At 57.6% G+C, this 16,918-nt stretch carries 19 protein-coding genes; 7 read left to right on the top strand and 12 right to left on the bottom strand.

What is annotated here, in order from left to right; translation table 11 throughout:
- Window positions 1–16: 16 nt before the first annotated feature.
- The 3 genes from BUA39_RS03875 (at window position 17) to BUA39_RS03865 (ending at window position 2,268) form a co-directional block, all read left to right on the top strand.
- Window positions 17–322 carry a chorismate mutase gene (locus BUA39_RS03875; protein ID WP_072791146.1) on the top strand — a complete coding sequence of 102 codons (306 nt, stop codon included), beginning with the start codon at window positions 17–19 and terminating at the stop codon, window positions 320–322.
- A 32-nt stretch (window positions 323–354) separates the two neighbouring features.
- On the top strand, window positions 355–1,245 hold the full coding sequence (folD, locus tag BUA39_RS03870; protein WP_072791723.1) for a bifunctional methylenetetrahydrofolate dehydrogenase/methenyltetrahydrofolate cyclohydrolase FolD: 891 nt from the start codon (window positions 355–357) through the stop codon (window positions 1,243–1,245).
- A 186-nt stretch (window positions 1,246–1,431) separates the two neighbouring features.
- Window positions 1,432–2,268, top strand: a complete 837-nt coding sequence (locus BUA39_RS03865) for a LytTR family DNA-binding domain-containing protein (protein ID WP_072791143.1) — start codon at window positions 1,432–1,434, stop codon at window positions 2,266–2,268.
- On the opposite strand, the gene pdeM is transcribed toward BUA39_RS03865, so the two are convergent.
- From pdeM to BUA39_RS03820, 9 genes are all read right to left on the bottom strand, one after another.
- Window positions 2,216–2,890, bottom strand: a complete 675-nt coding sequence (gene pdeM / locus BUA39_RS03860; protein WP_072791139.1) for a ligase-associated DNA damage response endonuclease PdeM — start codon at window positions 2,888–2,890, stop codon at window positions 2,216–2,218. The two genes, BUA39_RS03865 and pdeM, sit on opposite strands and share 53 nt — an antisense overlap.
- A complete protein-coding gene (locus BUA39_RS03855) occupies window positions 2,887–5,334 on the bottom strand; it encodes a ligase-associated DNA damage response DEXH box helicase (RefSeq protein WP_072791137.1) in 2,448 nt (815 codons plus the stop codon). Before BUA39_RS03855 ends, pdeM begins: the two co-directional genes overlap by 4 nt.
- A 10-nt stretch (window positions 5,335–5,344) precedes the next feature.
- Window positions 5,345–5,665 (bottom strand): ArsR/SmtB family transcription factor, encoded by a 321-nt coding sequence (locus BUA39_RS03850; protein ID WP_242648530.1) that lies wholly within the window; start codon window positions 5,663–5,665, stop codon window positions 5,345–5,347.
- Between the two features lie 69 nt (window positions 5,666–5,734).
- The gene (locus BUA39_RS03845) at window positions 5,735–6,955 is read right to left on the bottom strand and encodes a TCR/Tet family MFS transporter (RefSeq protein ID WP_072791134.1); all 1,221 of its coding nucleotides are present in this window, start codon (window positions 6,953–6,955) and stop codon (window positions 5,735–5,737) included.
- Between the two features lie 36 nt (window positions 6,956–6,991).
- Window positions 6,992–7,765, bottom strand: a complete 774-nt coding sequence (locus BUA39_RS03840; RefSeq protein WP_072791131.1) for a lyase family protein — start codon at window positions 7,763–7,765, stop codon at window positions 6,992–6,994.
- Window positions 7,766–7,797: 32 nt separating this feature from the next.
- Window positions 7,798–8,583 (bottom strand): alpha/beta fold hydrolase, encoded by a 786-nt coding sequence (locus BUA39_RS03835; RefSeq protein ID WP_072791130.1) that lies wholly within the window; start codon window positions 8,581–8,583, stop codon window positions 7,798–7,800.
- Window positions 8,584–8,589: 6 nt separating this feature from the next.
- Window positions 8,590–9,792: an endonuclease/exonuclease/phosphatase family protein gene (locus tag BUA39_RS03830; protein WP_072791127.1), complete on the bottom strand. Its 1,203-nt coding sequence runs from the start codon at window positions 9,790–9,792 to the stop codon at window positions 8,590–8,592.
- Window positions 9,793–9,886: 94 nt separating this feature from the next.
- Window positions 9,887–10,717, bottom strand: coding sequence for an alpha/beta fold hydrolase (locus BUA39_RS03825; protein WP_072791124.1), 831 nt, complete (start codon window positions 10,715–10,717; stop codon window positions 9,887–9,889).
- On the bottom strand, window positions 10,717–11,400 hold the full coding sequence (locus tag BUA39_RS03820) for a haloacid dehalogenase type II (RefSeq protein WP_072791121.1): 684 nt from the start codon (window positions 11,398–11,400) through the stop codon (window positions 10,717–10,719). Before BUA39_RS03820 ends, BUA39_RS03825 begins: the two co-directional genes overlap by 1 nt.
- Before the next feature lie 145 nt (window positions 11,401–11,545).
- Here BUA39_RS03820 and BUA39_RS03815 point away from each other — a divergent pair, with 145 nt between their 5' ends.
- The gene (locus tag BUA39_RS03815) at window positions 11,546–11,974 is read left to right on the top strand and encodes an FKBP-type peptidyl-prolyl cis-trans isomerase (RefSeq protein WP_072791119.1); all 429 of its coding nucleotides are present in this window, start codon (window positions 11,546–11,548) and stop codon (window positions 11,972–11,974) included.
- On the opposite strand, the gene BUA39_RS03810 is transcribed toward BUA39_RS03815, so the two are convergent.
- Window positions 11,975–12,850 (bottom strand): LysR family transcriptional regulator, encoded by an 876-nt coding sequence (locus BUA39_RS03810; RefSeq protein WP_072791116.1) that lies wholly within the window; start codon window positions 12,848–12,850, stop codon window positions 11,975–11,977.
- A gap of 89 nt (window positions 12,851–12,939) precedes the next feature.
- Here BUA39_RS03810 and BUA39_RS03805 point away from each other — a divergent pair, with 89 nt between their 5' ends.
- On the top strand, window positions 12,940–13,257 hold the full coding sequence (locus BUA39_RS03805; protein WP_072791113.1) for a YciI family protein: 318 nt from the start codon (window positions 12,940–12,942) through the stop codon (window positions 13,255–13,257).
- An 81-nt stretch (window positions 13,258–13,338) separates the two neighbouring features.
- Here the strand turns inward: BUA39_RS03805 and BUA39_RS03800 are convergent, their stop codons facing one another.
- Both BUA39_RS03800 and fabB read right to left on the bottom strand, forming a co-directional pair.
- On the bottom strand, window positions 13,339–14,130 hold the full coding sequence (locus BUA39_RS03800) for an enoyl-ACP reductase FabI (protein WP_072791111.1): 792 nt from the start codon (window positions 14,128–14,130) through the stop codon (window positions 13,339–13,341).
- A gap of 15 nt (window positions 14,131–14,145) precedes the next feature.
- Window positions 14,146–15,375: a beta-ketoacyl-ACP synthase I gene (gene fabB / locus BUA39_RS03795; RefSeq protein ID WP_072791108.1), complete on the bottom strand. Its 1,230-nt coding sequence runs from the start codon at window positions 15,373–15,375 to the stop codon at window positions 14,146–14,148.
- 227 nt (window positions 15,376–15,602) lie between these two features.
- Here fabB and BUA39_RS03790 point away from each other — a divergent pair, with 227 nt between their 5' ends.
- Both BUA39_RS03790 and BUA39_RS03785 read left to right on the top strand, forming a co-directional pair.
- Window positions 15,603–16,490 (top strand): SDR family oxidoreductase, encoded by an 888-nt coding sequence (locus BUA39_RS03790; RefSeq protein ID WP_072791105.1) that lies wholly within the window; start codon window positions 15,603–15,605, stop codon window positions 16,488–16,490.
- Window positions 16,487–16,894 (top strand): DUF6326 family protein, encoded by a 408-nt coding sequence (locus tag BUA39_RS03785; RefSeq protein WP_072791102.1) that lies wholly within the window; start codon window positions 16,487–16,489, stop codon window positions 16,892–16,894. Before BUA39_RS03790 ends, BUA39_RS03785 begins: the two co-directional genes overlap by 4 nt.
- Window positions 16,895–16,918: the final 24 nt, after the last annotated feature.

The raw sequence follows: 16,918 nt of genomic DNA, 5'->3' as shown, positions 1-16,918 counted from the left end.
GCCGCAGGAGATCAAGATGAGCGTCGCAAAAAACCCACAAGAATGCAGCACAATGGCAGAGGTCCGCGAAGGGATCGATACATTGGACAGGCAGCTTGTGGACCTTTTGACTTTAAGGGCAGCGTTCATAGATCGGGCGACCGAATTGAAGCAGGGAAATGGCTGGCCAGCCCGCATTCCTGAGCGCGTCGAAGAGGTGGTCCACAATGCACGCCAAGCCGCGGAGGCGACGGGGCTTGACCCGGACCTGATCGAACGGCTTTGGCGACAGTTGATTGATTGGTCGATTGACCGAGAAGAGGTTGGTCTGGCGCGCAAATGACGCTGACCCCAAAAGAATCGCAGGAGACGAAAATGGCGGCAAACATCATCGACGGTAAGGCCTTTGCGGCAACCGTTCGCGAAAAGGTCGCGGGCCATGTGGCGCGCTTGAAAGAAGAACACGGCATCACCCCTGGTCTGGCGGTCGTTCTGGTGGGCGAGGACCCGGCGTCTCAGGTTTATGTGCGCTCCAAGGGTAAGCAGACCGTTGAAGTGGGCATGAACAGCTATGAACACAAGCTGGACGCCGCCACATCCGAGGCGGACCTGCTGGCGGTTGTGGATCAGTTGAACAACGATCCAAACGTGCATGGTATTTTGGTGCAATTGCCCTTGCCGGGCCATTTGAACGAAGACCTGATCATCAACTCCATCGCGCCTGAAAAGGACGTCGACGGTTTCCACATTTCCAACGTGGGTCTTCTGGGCACAGGTCAGAAATCCATGGTGCCTTGCACGCCGCTGGGCTGTTTGATGATGCTGCGCGACTACCACGGTTCCCTTTCGGGCATGGACGCGGTTGTCATTGGCCGTTCCAATATCGTGGGCAAGCCCATGGCGCAGTTGCTGCTGGGTGACAGCTGCACCGTGACCATCGCGCATTCCCGCACCAAGGACCTGCCAGAGGTTGTGCGCCGCGCTGATATCGTTGTCGCCGCTGTTGGCCGCCCTGAAATGGTGCCGGGCGACTGGATCAAAGAAGGCGCGACCGTGATCGACGTGGGCATCAACCGCATCGAACGCGACGGCAAGAACAAACTGGTTGGCGATGTTGACTTCGCGTCCTGTGCCGAACGCGCGGGCGCAATCACCCCGGTTCCAGGCGGCGTCGGCCCAATGACCATCGCCTGCCTGCTGGCAAACACAGTGACGGCCTGCTGCCGCGCAAATGGTTTGGCAGAGCCCGAAGGTCTGACGGCCTAAACAACAGCCCAGATTGCTTTTAAAAGCGCCGGTGAACCTCACCGGCGTTTTTTTGTTTCTTTTCAGGCCTCGGCCCGCGACGCGGACCGCCAAAACGCGTAGAAATCAATGTTGTATAAGACATAGCAAATTGAGACCTAATTGAGTATGAGATGCCATATGCGAAAGGACCGAACGACAAGGCACATGACGGAAACTGTTAAAGACACTTTCAAGACGCTGTTTTCCAAGCTGACCCTGACGATTTGGTGCATCGCAACCGCAGGGAGCACTTTGGCAGGTCCCTTTGGAACCTTCGCAACAATGTCATTGGCGGAACGTTTCTTTTATTGGACAACGATCACAACCACATCGATTATCCTAGGTTACGTCGCGCAAGCGTTGTGCCGCATCGTCATAGGCGACCGTCATGACCTGCAGGGTAAGTTTATATTCGGCATCGTCGGGACCGTTCTGATTGCCACGGATGTCTACCTATTAGCGCGCTTGTTCCATCCAGAACGTCCCGAAGCCGTGACCTTTGCCAACCTGCTTGTCTGGGTCGGTTTTGTCTTTTTCGCGGTGATCGCTGCCCGGGCCATGCTGTCTGAAGCAATCTCATCAAGCGTTCAGTCTGAGATTGAGGAACAAGCGCCGCAGGTGCCTTCGCCAGCAGAGCAACCCATGGTCCCACGTTTGATCAGCCGTCTGCCAGATGGGCACCATCATGAGGTTCTGCGCCTTTCTGCCAATGACCACTTTGTGCACGTTATGGCCGATACAGGTGAACATGTGCTGCGCATGCGGATGCGGGACGCGGTGGCCGAAATGGACGACGTGGCGGGCGCAATGGTGCATCGCTCTCATTGGGTTGCCTGCGCCGCGATGCAGGGGCTGCGGACAGAAGGGTCCAAGGCCTTTGTTGTCCTAAAGAACGGCGACCATGTGCCAGTCAGCCGCAACTACCGATCCACACTCGAAGACATGAACCTTAGCCCCGTTTCGGACGCGGAAGCGCAACCATGCGCGGTGTCTGGCCGGTGACTATGGCCCGCGCCTCTGGGCGCAAGAGGCTTTGCAGCACCTCATCCGAACTGCGCAAGCCGCCGGTATAGGTGCCATAGGCGGGCATGATCACCCGATCTGAATCAAACAGAAAGGCCGGGCGGGATATCCCGCGCAGCCGCGTCTGGAGTAGCACCTTTGGGTGATAGTGCCCCGAAATCTCGCCGCTTTGTCCGGGTTCGGCGATGTGCCGAAATGTCAGGGGCGGCAATGGTAGTTCCGCAAGGTGGCTGCCCGGCAGGTCAACCGGGCCGGGATCGTGGTTGCCTTCGATCCAGACCCAACGCCGCCCGGCCTGCAACCGATTGATCCAATCGCTTTCGCTGTCGGGCAGGGCGTCCAGAACCGCAAGGTCGTCAAAGCTGTCGCCAAGGCAAACAACCGTTTTTGCATTGGTGAGCCGCAGGTCCTGTTCCAAGCGGATCAGCGTGTCGCGCGTATCATAGGGGGGCAGGGCAGTGCCGCCTCGACGCAAAATGCGCTCTGATTTTCCTAAGTGGAGGTCAGAGACGCACAACAGGTCTTGCGCGCGCCACCAAAGCGCGCCAGACCCAAGCGCCGTCAGCTGTGCACCGGCCAGTGTGAATTCCACGGATTTCATGCGCTCTTGGTGGCCTTATTCGTGGTCTGAGGCAAGGGGTCAGTCAGCCCCGCCGCCGCCATCAAAGCAGCTTCTTCTTCGGCCAGCAAACGCTCTTCGGCGCTGCCGCCGACATAGACCTTGCCGACCTCCAGCAAAAGCGGCGCGGCAAAGGGTGTCACCCGATCCAATGCCAGCAAATCAATGCGAGGGCCGACGCGGTCCAACATCTCGTCGATGCGTTCGAAATCGACCAGACCGCGCATAGCCTGCGTGCGCGTGATTTTCATCAGCAGATGATCCGGGTCATATTTCAGCAATGTGTCGTACAGGATGTCGCTGGAAAACGTCGCCTGACGCCCGGATTTGCGTTGCCCTTTGATATTGCGCTCAATCAGCCCGGCAATAGTCGCGACACCCCGAAACGTGCGTTTCATCAGGGCGTTGCCCGCAAGCCAGCCGTCCAACCCCGACCGCAGCGCGTTGCGATCCAAAAGCGGCGCGGCGTCGGTGACCGGATCAAGCCCCCAGATCAAGGTCGCGTAGTCGGTTGAGACAAACCCAAGCGGCGCAAGCCCAAGGTCTTCCATGCGTTTGGTCAGGAGCAACCCAAGCGTTTGCTGGGCGTTGCGCCCCGCAAAGCCGTAAACACAAAGGTGCTGCCGCCCGTCATGCGGAAAAGTCTCAATTAGGAGCCGCCCGGGTTCTGGCAGGCGCGAGACCTGACGCTGCAAGGTCAGCCAATCGACAGTGTGTTGTGGCAGGTCCGGCCATTCCGGCTGTTGTAGCAAGCGCAGGATACGGTGCGAAAGTTGCGTTGACGTTGAAAATTTTGTGCCACCAAAGACCGCCACCCTGGGCTTTTTGCGAGAGTCCTTGCTGACCTCAACCGTCATCTCGCGCAGACCTTCGTATTTCACGATTTGCCCGCCAATCAGAAAGGTGTCACCGGGCAAAAGGGAAGCTGCGAAAGCCTCTTCGACCTCGCCCAAGGGCTTGCCGCCGCGGCTACGTTTCATGCGCACTTTCAGGAGGTCGGCGTCCTGTATGGTGCCTGCGTTCATGCGGATTTTGGCGGCCGTGCGTGGGTCACGAAGCTGCCACGCGCCATCGGGACGCTGCTGAAGGCGCTGCCATTGATCATAGGCGCGCAGCGCATAGCCACCGGTGGCGCAGAAATCGAGGCAGGCCTCAAAAGTCGCGCGGGTCAGATCAGCGAACGCGCCAACGGAAGACATCTCGGCATAAAGTTCATCGGCTAGAAACGGACCAGAGGCAGCCCGCAGCAAGATATGTTGGCAGAGCACGTCCAATGGCCCCTCGCCGCACGGGTCGCCATCAAGGTCTCGCTCCAACACCGCATCCAGCGCGGCTTGGCATTCGATCACCTCAAAACGGTTCGCGGGCACAAGCAGCGCCTTCGACGGCGCATTGTAGCGGTGGTTGGCGCGGCCTATCCGCTGCACCAAACGTTTGACGTTCTTGGGCGCGCCGATCTGCACCACCAGATCCACATCCCCCCAATCGATGCCCAGATCAAGACTGCCTGTGCAGACAATCGCGCGCAGGTCACCGCGCACCATGGCCGCTTCGACCTTTTGGCGCTGTTCCCGATCAAGGCTGCCGTGGTGAATACCAATAGGGAGCCCTTCATCATTGGCCAACCAAAGCTTGTGAAAGAAAATCTCGGCCTGCGCGCGGGTGTTATGAAAGATCAAAGTGGTGCGGTGCTGATTGATGGTTTCCAGAACCGCCGGGATCGCATAGGCCGCGCCGCCGCCAGACCACGGCGGGGCCTCTTCGGTTTCCAACATGGCAATATCCGGCGCCGGGCCGGGGTCTGCCTGCAGAATGTCACAAGGGTCTGGATGGCGCGCCAGCAGCGCAGCGATGTCTTCTGGGCGGTCCACAGTAGCCGACAAGCCGACGCGTTTCAGATCAGGACAGAGGCTTTGCAACCGGGCCAGGGCCAACATCAGCTGATCACCGCGCTTGCTTTCCGCCAAGGCGTGGATTTCATCGACGACCACGCGTTTGAGGCCGCGAAACGTGCGCGCCGCATCCTCATAGCTGGTCATCAGCACAAGGCTTTCGGGCGTCGTCAGCAGAATATGCGGCGGGTCGGCGCGTTGGCGTTTTTTGCGAAAATTCGACGTGTCTCCGGTGCGGTCCTCAATCCGTATGTCCAGCCCCAGTTCGTCGACCGGCGTGCGCAGGTTGCGTTTGATGTCTGCTGCCAAAGCCTTAAGCGGAGAGACATAGAGCGTGTGCAGCCCGTCGTGCGGGTTCTCAGCCAAGTCCACCAATGTGGGGAGAAACCCCGCTAGGGTTTTTCCGCCACCGGTCGGCGCAATCAACAAAAGCGCCGAGTCCTGGGATCGCTTTAGCATCTGCAATTGATGATCGTGAACCTGCCAGCCCTTTTGGCGGAACCAATTTTCAAATGCGTCTGGAAGGGACCTCATGGCCGCGCGTTCAGTCCTCTGACGGGGCGCAGAACAGGCGATACATCATGCCTATCACCTCGGCCGTGCGGTCATCGGTCAGGGTGTAATAGATGGTTTTGCCGTCACGACGCGCTGTCACAAAACCCTGATCGCGCAGACGCGCCAACATCTGGCTGACGGCGGCCTGCCGCATATCCAGCAGTTGTTCCAGCTCCCCCACAGACTTCTCACCGCTGCACAGGTGGCAGAGGATCATCAAGCGCCCGCCATGGGCCAGCGCCTTAAGGTAGCTCGCCGCAGCTTCTGCGTTGCGCTCCATTTCGGAGATCGGGATATCTGCTTTCTGCATCGGGGTCTCGTCGTCTTGTTCGCTCTCTGTCATAGCATGGGTGCACGCAGAGCGCGAGAGAGCATTACCCTAGTTCGAGCGTGCCGCGACGTTGCCGCGTGGCCGCAGCAAAAACACGACCGTCGCGATCAGCATCAGCGCGGCCGCAAGCAAAAAGGCGGCACCGGGGAAATAAACTGGCGCGCCGGGGCCAGAGAAATGCGCAAAGACGCGGGTCATTGCGATTGGCGCAACGATCATCGAAATGGCCCCTAAAGAGGCCAAAACGCCCTGCAACTCGCCCTGCGCGTCGTCGGGTATTTTGCGTGACATGATGCCCTGAATGGCGGGGTGCCCAATGGCCGCCACCGCCGCCATCGGTGTGAAGATAAGCGCGATCCACCCCACGGTGATCAGCGACAAGATCACCAAAACACCAACCTCAAGCAACAGGCCCAACATAACCGTACCCCGATGCCCGAACTGCTTTATGGAGGGCTGCACCAAAGTGCCCTGCACAAGCGCATAGGTCAGGCCAAAAAACGCCAGCGAAATGCCGATGGTTTGCGGCGACCAGCCATATCTTTCAGCGGTGAAAAAGGACCAAGTTGCCGGGTAGACCGCCAAAGCAACCTGATAGAGGAAAAAGACCCACAAAAGCTCTTTCAACCCTTTCAGACGCGACATGGCAATCAGCGCCCCAAGCGGGTTCGCCCGCCGCCATTCAAAGCGTCGACGGCGGCTTTGGTCGACGGTTTCCTGCATCACGAACAGGCCCAATAGGGCGTTGGAAAACGCAAGGAAGGCAGCAGCGTAGAATGGCGCGCGGGTGCCAAATTCGGCCAGCGCGCCGCCAAGGGCAGGGCCAAACACAAATCCAACGCCAAAAGCCGCGCCAATGCGACCAAAGTTTTTGGCCTTTTCGTCGGGGTGGGAAATATCGGCCATATAGGCAGACGCCGTTGATTGCGTGGCCGCGGCAACCCCCGCCACAATGCGCCCCGCTAGCAGCATCCAGATCGTGCCAGCAAGGGCCATCAGCAGCTTGGCACAACCCATTGCGATCAAGGCGGTCAACAAGACCGGCCTACGGCCAAACCTGTCAGACAGACTGCCGACCAGGGGGCCAAACAAAAAAAGCATTGTCGCAAAGACTGTCGCCAACACGCCGCCCCAAATCGCAGCCCCTGCGATGTCGCCGCCTTCGATCTCGCGGATCAGGTCCGGCATGATCGGCATCATCAAACCGATGCCCATGGCGTCAATCACCACGGTGAAAAGCACAAAGGTATTGGACAGGCGAGACGTCATCGGGGCCTTTCGGATTTGGCCAGAACGGGCCTCTGTCTAAGCTTGGCCGTTGGCGATTGCGATTTCAAGCGATGATGCCGCCGCGAGGCAGATTTGTGGCAATGTCACGGGCTCCATCAAACTAGGTGCGTCTTCGGTCGCAGCAAACAGACCGCGCGTCAGCCCCGCTAACTGCCGGAGCGTCGGGTGGTCCGGGGCATCCTGCGCGAGGTCAGCGCTGATGTTTGCACAGAGGTGAAGGATGGGTAGCGGTGAGGGCATGGCATCTTTCAAAGGCAGGTTCAGCGCCGCTGCAACTGCTGGGGCCACCTGTGCGTCTGCGTCACCCGGAAATGCGAAACCGATGCAGACGTCCTTGGCGGTTTTGAGCTCGTCCAAACGCGTCGCCACCGTTGGACAAGTTGGTTGAAGCGCGTCTAGCTTGCCCGCACAATAGCTGAGGTACTGGCGCAAGCGCAGTGTTAGCGCGATGGCCTCAAGCGCAATCAAATCGACTTCAAACCCGATGAACTTCGCATGCTCCGGCGATTCCATGGCTTTTTCAAAGGCTTCAAGCACGGCGGGTGCGAACCCTTTGGAAGGCAGCGCTTGCGCCAAGCCAGCCGGGTCGATCTGCACTTCCATCGCGCTTCTGTGGATGAAAAAGGCGCTGTCTTGCGGGATCAGCCCCAGTTCGCCCTGCGCTTTGGCCGCCGTTCCCGCCACCAGTAACACAGCGCGCACGGCGGCGCTGTCTGTAAACAACTGACGGGCGTCGCCGCAGGGGAAGGATTTGGCATAAAGGGGGCTGTCGAAAACAGATGCGGCCATGGGGTCTCAGTTCTTTTCTGTGTGAAATGGGCTTAGACGTGCCCGATGCGTTTTAGGAAACCCGTCAGTGTCTTTGCAAAGGCATCGGGTTGGTCAACAGGGGGCAGGTGGCCGGACTTGTGCAAAAGCGCGAATTCTGAGCCGGGAATAAGGTCGATGGTTTCGCGCATCAGGTCCGGTGGCACAAAGCGATCCTCTGCTCCAGAGATGCCCAAGCTTTGCAAGCGCAAGCCGCTGGTCGGTGTGTAGAAATCGCTGCCCATCAGCGCCTGAAATGCGCCCATCAGAGCATCGGCCGCCGTGGACTGAAAGGTCTTTTGGATGTCGTGATGCAAGCCTTCCGCGCGTGCCGCTCGATGAAACCAGATCTGCATAAAGCGCTGCGCCAGATCATCCTGTCGCCCGGCTTTAATGTCTTCAATCATAGCCTGCCAATGCGGCGGATGGCCCATTTTTGCAGCGGTGTTGCACAACACCAGCCCGCGCACCTGATCCAGCCGCTTCACGGCCAAACCCTGCGCGATCATGCCGCCAAGACCGATGCCAACCACCACGGCATCGCGCACCCGAAGGCGCTCTAAAACCTGTTCAACATCGCGGATCATACCGCCCATCGAATAGGGCGCAGGCGGGCAGGACGACAGGCCGTGCCCCCGCAGATCGACACGGATCACATGGTTGGTTTCTGGCAGCAGCGGCAGCACCTTGTCCCAAACACGCAGGTCGCCGCCCATACAATGCAACAGCACCACAGGCGCACCGATTTTTGGCCCCGACACCTCTGTGTTCAGGACAATATCTCCGCTGGGAAAAGTCATATCTGCCTAGGCGCTTGTCTCATTCATTCGCATATGCGCCATGATCTGACCGTGATCGGACGCGAGCTTGTTATACGGCGCTTCGGGGTGACTGCCATCCGTCAAATGGTCATTGAAGACACTAAAATACTCCATCTCGCCAATGCGACTGTCATTATCCGGGTGGAAATGGCGGCTGAGGTAGATCTGATCAATGCTTTCATGCACGCCGCCAAAGGCCGTGGTGTAAACCATGTCGCGCAGGCTTTTGCGGGCAAAGAATTTTTCGGCAGGCGTCAATTGCAGCTTCAGGATATCCGCGCGGATTTGTGCGTCTTCCTCTTCAGAATACCGATCTCTTGGCGTTTCGGCATCGTGGCGCAGCATCCAAGCATAGTTCTTAAATGGTGTCTCGCCCGAAATGATTTCAGAACTGACAGCATGCTCGCCATCGTTAAAGTCGCCCGTGACCATGACGGGATGGCCTGCCGTCAGTTCTGCAACAATCTCTCGACGCAGCACCCAAGCCTCAGCCATTCGCCGCACGGCCGCACGCATTGCCCCCATGGCGCGGCCAATGGGATCATAGTGGGTCAAGTCGGCCTCTGGCGCGAAGTCCGCTCCTTCTGGTGTGATGAACTCTCCGAGTTTGGATTTGAGGTGGCAATTGAACAGCGTGATTACCTGATCGCCGACCGGAATGCGCACTTTCAGGATAGGGCGGCTGAGGGTGGATATCGTGATCCCTCCTGCCTCATTCCCGCCAAGTTGCTGGAAGGGGATGTTCACTGGGCTGTCCAAGTCCTGAATGATCTCCGGTGCTTCAGCAAAGCCATAGCGGCTGAGGATTGCAACACCGGGGCGGCGGTTTCCGGGCAGGCCCGTGTCATGTATATTCGGCGCAAAGGCCAAGGCGGCATCGGCATAACCCTTGGAACCGAGTTTCTTGAAAATAGCCTTCCGGTGGTAACGTTTGTCGCGCCCCGGCAGAACTGACGCATTCAATTCCGCCCCACGCCGGTCCGCTTCGGCAATGACATCTCGCAGGGCCGCTTCTTCGAAAATCTCCTGAAAGCCGACGATATCGGCATCCATCGTCAAAAGCTGGTCGGCCATCCAATCGACTTTCCACGCGTATTCCTCGGGCGTGTAGCTTTGGAAACGGTAGTATTCGGTGTCAGCGCCGATCAGGTTTTTGACGTTGAAAGAGGCAATCGTGAAACGGGTCATCCGGCACCTTGTCATAAATCCAATACCCTCAACCTAATGCAGGCAATGTGATTTACAAACCGTGCGATAGGCGCCTGCTGCCAAGACTTGGCGCTTAGGCCTTAGGTAAGCGCATGATCCAATCGCGCAACGCAGCCAACGATTCTGGTTCATCCAAGAAGGGGATATGCCCGCGGTCTTTGACTTCTGCCATGATCGCAGCGGGAAAGGCCTCGGCCAGTTCCGCAAAGGTTTCCGCACTTAGAAGGTTCGAGTTTTCCGCGTGCAGGAAGGCCAATGGGATATCTTCAAGCGACTTGAAAAATGGCCACAGGTCGGGCACTTCAAGCTGCTTTGCTTCCATAATGGCGTCGCGCAACTTGGGGTCATAGCTCAGCGCTAGCCCGTTTTCGGTTTGGCGATAGTGTTTTTCTGCCTCTTCACGCCAGCGCGCTTTAGGTACATTCACAAAGCCGGGCATTGTCTTTGGCCTTTTGATCGCGGCCTCGGCAATGGTTTCCCAGTCCGGCGGGAGACCAAGGTAGTCGTCGATATAGGCAAGTCCTTCCGCCTCAACCACGGGGCCGATATCGTTGAACGCAACCCCCAGCAGCCTGTCCTTTGTGAGGGCGCCAATGGTGATCGCGCACAGCCCGCCACGAGAGGTTCCAAGCACGGCAAATTTCTCGATCTCCAGATGATCCATCAATTCGATCGCATCCATGCTTTCGCGCGGAATGTTATAGCTGCTGTGATCATTCGCCCAGTCCGAACGCCCGCGCCCGCGGTAGTCCATCTTGATCAGGCGCACGCCATCAAGCAGCCCATCGATATAGCTGAAATCGCTGGAATTTCGGCTGAGACCAGCAAGACACAAGACAGGGATGCCGTCCCCCTGATCCGAATAATACAACGTCAATCCGTCAGAGGTCTTAAAGTTGGGCATTAGGTCTCCGTCAGGGCAGGGATGTCGCTGAGGTCGGACAATAGATGATGGGGCCGGTGTGGCAAGCGATCAACTGGTTCCTGTGCGCGATTGACCCAGGTTGTGACAAAACCAAACCCCGCGGCACCCGCAACATCCCAACCGTTGGAGGAGACAAAAAGCACCTCGTCTGGCTGGCAGGAGAACCGTTTGAGGACAATGTCATAAACGCGCGCGTCGGGTTTGAAGATACCAACCTCTTCGACACTAAGACTGTCGTCCAAAAGCGGTCCAAGCTGGGCGCTTTGGATTGCTGCGCCCAGCATCTTAGGGTCACCATTAGACAGGATCGCTGTCTGCAAACCCTTGTCTTTCAGCGTGGTGAGCATCTGCGGTACCTCGGGGTAGGCGGGCAACTCCCAATAAAGCTGCAAAAGACGAGCGCGAATGCTTTCGTCTGTTAGCCCCGCTGCCTCTAGCGCCCAATCCAGCCCGTCCTGCGTCACTTGCCAAAATTCAGTGTGGTCCCCGGTGATTGCGCGCAGCCAAGAATATTGCAACTGCTTCAACCGCCAGTCCCTTGCTATCTGGGGCCAGCGCTCTTGCAAGGCTTCCATCCCAGGCTCACCCGCCGCAATGCGCGCCGCCGCAGCCACGTCAAACAGCGTACCATAGGCGTCAAAAACGCAAGTTGTGATTGGCATGACCTCTTCCTTCGCAACGGCCCTCGTGCAGTTTGGAGGCGCAAATCCCAAAGTCAATCGCCCGGTTGGCAATGACCCCACGTCAGAGTAGGGTGGCCCTTCTTGTGCCCGACCGACGCGGGCGAAACCAAAGATAGGAAAGACAATGACAGCGGCAAAATCGGGCGATACCATCCGCATTCACTACACGGGCACTCTGGACGACGGGAGCGTTTTTGACAGTTCAGAGGGACGCGAGCCGCTGGAATTCACCCTTGGATCAGGTCAGGTCATCAAAGGCTTTGATGACGGCGTGACAGGTATGGCCGTTGGCGAAAAGAAAACCGTCAACATCCCCTGTGCCGATGCCTATGGCCCGGTCCGCGAAGAAATGCGTCAGGACGTGCCGCGCGCGCAGATCCCTGCCGAGATTCCGCTGGAGCAAGGCATGACGCTGCAAATGCAGTCGCCAGATGGGCATGTGCTGCCCGTGAAAGTCGCACAGTTTGACGAGGAAACCGTCACGCTGGACGCGAACCACGACTTGGCTGGCAAAGACCTGACGTTCGCTTTGGAACTTGTGTCGATCGCCTAATTACGACCATGGGATGTCGTCAAGCCAATCCTTGACGGCACTCACGGCGACAGAGCCTGTCTGGCTGCTGTGTGACAAAAGCCAGACATCCCGTGTTGGTAAAGGGGGCGTTCCAGTGGGGCGCACCAATTCCCGAAGGCGGGCGTCCATCGCGGCCACCCGTCGCGGTAGAATGGATTTTCCAACGCCGGCAGCAATGGCTTCAATTGCGGTTTCCGCATTGCCAACGCGCAGTGGAGAGGCCGCATCTTTTCCCAAACCAAGCGCAGTGTTCAGCCAGATGGCCTGAGGAAAAGACGCTTGACTGTCGTCGTAAATGATCCAGTCAGAGCGATTGGATTTATCGCTTTCCAATCCCGCTCGACCAAAAACGGCATATTGTAGCTGTCCGATCCGGCGTGCGGAGGTTTTCAATCCACCCGTTTGGGGACGGGCAAGGCGAATGGCCAAATCCGCTTCGCGTTTGGTCAGATCGATATTGCGTGTGTCCGGGATCAGTTCCAGCACAAGTTCTGGATGTCGACGGTGCAGCCTATGCAGTTCAGGAACAAGAATGCGGTTAATCACCAGCGGTACCGCGCTTAGCCGCACTGTTCCCACTGTCGCGGCTTGGCCACCAGAAAGCTCAAGAATTTTCCCGGATTGCTGTTCGATGGCTTCCGCATGTTCCAGAACCAAGTGGCCAATGTCCGTCATCTCATATCCGGCACTACCGCGTTTCTGAATCAGCTTCACACGCAAAGCCGCCTCGATTGCCGCGATGCGACGCGAGACCGTGGTCTCGCTGACGCCTAACCTGCGCCCAGCTTCTGAGTAGGACCCTGTGCGATGCACGGCGAGGAGGTGACGAAGGTCGTTCCAGTCAAATTCCTGCATTTTTGCAGAATGACATAGCATAAATGCCGGAACAAGCTTCAAATATGCTGTGCTATCAAAGCGACAGGCAAAATTTGGGAGGATAGGCTGTGAAATATGTCGTGTTGTTTGAGAACAATTTGGGGACCGAGAAATCGTTGCGCCTCAGCTATCTCCCTTTGCACGTGCAGTTCCTGCAGCGAAACTCTGGCAGGATCGCCGCAGCGGGCGACCTGTCGGACTTGCACAACAACGAAGCGGGCGGGCTTTGGGTCGTGAACGCGGAAGACGAAGCCGAAGTTATCGATTGTGTGCGCGCTGATCCCTATTGGCCGACGGGGCTGCGCAAATCCTACCGCGTGATGAAGTGGAGGCAGACATTGGCGGAAGCGATGAACACCCCCGTGTCAGCGCCAGAATTTGCTTAGTTTTCCCTCAGCGGGCGGCCCGCACAAGAAACAAAAAAGCCCGGTACAGACCGGGCTTCTTGATAGGTTTCCCAGCCCGTTTCAGAGGTTTTCTGGCTGAGGCATCCCTAGGACGTGATAGCCGCCGTCAACGCGGATGATCTCTCCGGTCGTGCAGGCACCGGCATCAGAGGCAAGGTAAACCGCCGTGCCACCAACCGCTTCCAAAGTCGCATTGGCCCGCAATGGCGCGTTCGCTTCGGTCTGACGATATGTCTTGCGCCCGCCACCAATGGCCGCGCCGGCCAAAGTTTTCATCGGACCCGGAGAAATCGCATTCACGCGGATACCGTCGGGGCCAAGATCGTTGGCCAGATAGCGTGTAGTTGATTCCAAAGCCGCCTTTGCCACGCCCATCACGTTGTAGAACGGCGTCACGCGATTGGACCCTTGATACGTCAACGTCAGCAAGGTGCCGCCGTTCTCCTTCATCATTGGATAGGCGCGACGAGCGACCTCGATAAACGAATAAGCCGAGATATCGAGCGAGTTTTTGAAGTTCGCACGCGACGTATTAAGGAACCGGCCCGTGAGTTCGTTTTTGTCGGAAAATGCAATCGCGTGCACAACGAAATCCAACGTTTCCCAGCGGTCCTGCAATTCGGCAAAGGCATGATCCAGACTGTCATCGTTGGTGACGTCAACATCGACCATAAAGTCGCTGCCAACCGATTGCGCCAGCGGTTCAAGCCGCTTGCCAAAGGCCTCACCCTGATGGGTGAACGCCAATTCCGCCCCGGCCTCGGCCATGGCTTTGGCAATGCCCCAAGCGATAGAGCGTTCGTTGGCCACGCCCATAATCAGGCCGCGTTTTCCCTGAAGCTGTCCAGACATCTCGGTCTTCCCCGCTTAGCCGTTATACTTTGAAAGGATCATCGACCCGTTGGTGCCACCAAAGCCAAAGCTATTGGTCATGACGCTATCAAGCCCTGCGTTTTCAACATAGTCGGTCGCAATCTCGCCGGGCAGGATGCCCTCGGCCAGATTGTCGACGTTGATCGATGGGGTAATGAAATCATTGTCCAGCATTAGAAGGCAGAAGATGGCTTCCATCGCGCCTGCGGCCCCCTGACCGTGCCCGGTCATGGATTTTGTCGAGCTGATCGGAGGCACATTGCCCTCGCCAAAGACGCGGCGCACAGCTTGGACTTCTCCGACATCACCCACTGGGGTCGAGGTGCCATGTGCGTTGATATAGCTGACCTTGCGGCCTTCGGGCAGGGTCTGCAGTGCCAGACGCATTGCGCGTTCGCCGCCTTCGCCAGAGGGCGCAACCATGTCATGCCCGTCAGATGTTGCTGCAAAGCCGGTGACTTCGGCGTAAATCTTCGCGCCGCGTGCAAGCGCGTGGTCCAGATCTTCCAGCACCACAATGCCGCCACCGCCAGTGATCACAAAGCCATCGCGATCTTGGTCAAACGCGCGAGATGCTTTGGTGGGCTCGTCGTTTTTCTTCGAGGACATCGCGCCCATCGCGTCAAAGAGGCAAGACAAAGTCCAGTCCAACTCTTCACCGCCGCCCGCGAACATTACGTCTTGCTTGCCCATCATGATCTGCTCTGCCGCATTGCCGATGCAGTGCAACGAGGTCGAACAGGCCGAGGTGATCGAATAGTTGATGCCCTTGATCTTAAAGGCTGTCGCAAGGTTCGCGGAGATCGTTGAACTCATACATTTAGGCACAGCGAAAGGCCCAATACGCTTTGTTGCGCCAGATTTCAGCACCGTCTGATGCGCCGTCAGCATGGCAGAGGTGGACGGGCCACCAGACCCCGCAACCAATCCCGTGCGTTCGTTCACAACCAGATCATCTGACAGCCCAGCATCGGCAATCGCTTGGCTCATCGCGATATGCGCATAGGCCGCGCCCGGCCCCATAAAGCGCAGGGTGCGTTTGTCGACATGTTCAGAGACATCAATCTTCAACGTACCCGCGATCTGGCTGCGGAACCCGTGCTCGACCATCTCTGGGCTGGCTTCGATCCCGGACTTGCCCGCACGTAAGCTGGCAACAACTTCTTCTGCGTTGTTTCCGATTGAACTCACAATCCCCAAGCCGGTGACGACGACACGACGCATACGCGCACTCCTTTGTTATTTTAAACTTGTTTAGGGCAACCACGCGGGAGCGGCAAGGCTTGGTGATAGAAAGGTAAGATACGCGCCAAGCGGCAGTTTGCATCCTGATGTCTTGCGCAGGCCCAAGATACAAATCTGCATAAGTGTAATGCGCTCCTTGGCGTTGTGCACCGTGCCATCGGCATCAAGATTTAGGTCATGGCGCGTTTAGTCGCGGGGAGGGGCAGATGCAGGATATGAGTGGCAAGACAGTATTGATTACCGGTCCAACAAATGGGATCGGGCGCGCGACGGCCGTGAATTTGGCAAAGGCAGGGGCAAATTTGCATTTGCTTTGCCGCAACGCTGCCAAGGCGCGGACGTTGCAAGAGGACCTGCGCAAGGTGAACCCAGAGATCGAAGTGGAGGTCCTTCTTTGTGATCTGGGTGATTTCGCGTCGGTCCGGCAGGCCGCATCTGCGTTTGAGGCGAAAGGTCTAGCGCTTGATGTCTTGATCAACAACGCAGGCATTCTGAATACCAAACATGTGGTGCGCCCAGATGGCATCGAAGAGATGTTCGCGGTAAACCACCTCGGACATTTTCTTTTGACGCACCTGTTGATGCCTGCGCTCCTCAGAGCGCCCGCTGCAAGAGTTGTCGTCGTTGCGTCCGGCGCTTATCTGATGTGTAAGACCCTTCGACTGGACGATTTGGCCTGGGCCAAGGGCTTTCGTCCCTTGAAAGCCTACGGCCATTCAAAACTGGCCAATATTCTTTTCATGCGCGCTTTGGCGAAACGGCTTGAAGGCAGCGCGATCACCGTGAACGCGCTGCATCCGGGTGAGGTGACGACAGGTTTGGGGCGCCAGAATGGATGGTGGGTCAGTGCCCTGCATCGGTTAGCATCGCCGTTCTTCCGCAATCCCAATCAAGGAGCCGCGACAAGCCTTTATCTGGCGATGTCGCCAGATGTCGAAGGACTCTCCGGCGAATATTTCGACGATTGCAAAGTAGAAGTCACCAAACCTTGGGGTGCAGATATGAACATGGCCGAAGACCTTTGGACCGCCAGTGAAGCCTTGGTTGGTGGCGTGCCATCTCTTTTCAACTCTAAAGCTGAGGTTCCAAAATGACTGATGACCGCCGTCGCATACTTCTGTCCACGCTCTGGACCTTTGTGCTTCTCAATATCCTCTTTCGCGACGTGCACGAGTTGTTTCGCCCCGGCGTTCTCGACGCGATGGCTTCGGGGTTCATGAATGGTCGACAGGTGACAGAACAGGTGATGCTTGCCGGAGCCATCGCGGTTGAGCTGATGATCGTGATGGTGATCCTGTCGCAGATATTGCCACAAAGCCTTGCGCGTTGGGGCAATGTGGCAATAGCGGCTATCGCTGCGCTTGGGCAAATCTCACTGGGCACAAACGACTTGGACGATGGGTTCTTTCTGATCATGGAACTGGCAGGACTCGCGGGTATTTTCTACCTCGCAATCACATGGCGCAAGAACGTGAACCGCATAAAAAAGGCCGCCTAACGGCGGCCTCTGAACAGGTATACA

Source organism: Cognatishimia maritima, assembly GCF_900129685.1.
GTDB classification, from domain to species: domain Bacteria; phylum Pseudomonadota; class Alphaproteobacteria; order Rhodobacterales; family Rhodobacteraceae; genus Cognatishimia; species Cognatishimia maritima.
The sequence above is the reverse complement of the archived record's forward strand: the minus strand, read 5'-3'. Positions and strand labels throughout refer to the sequence as shown.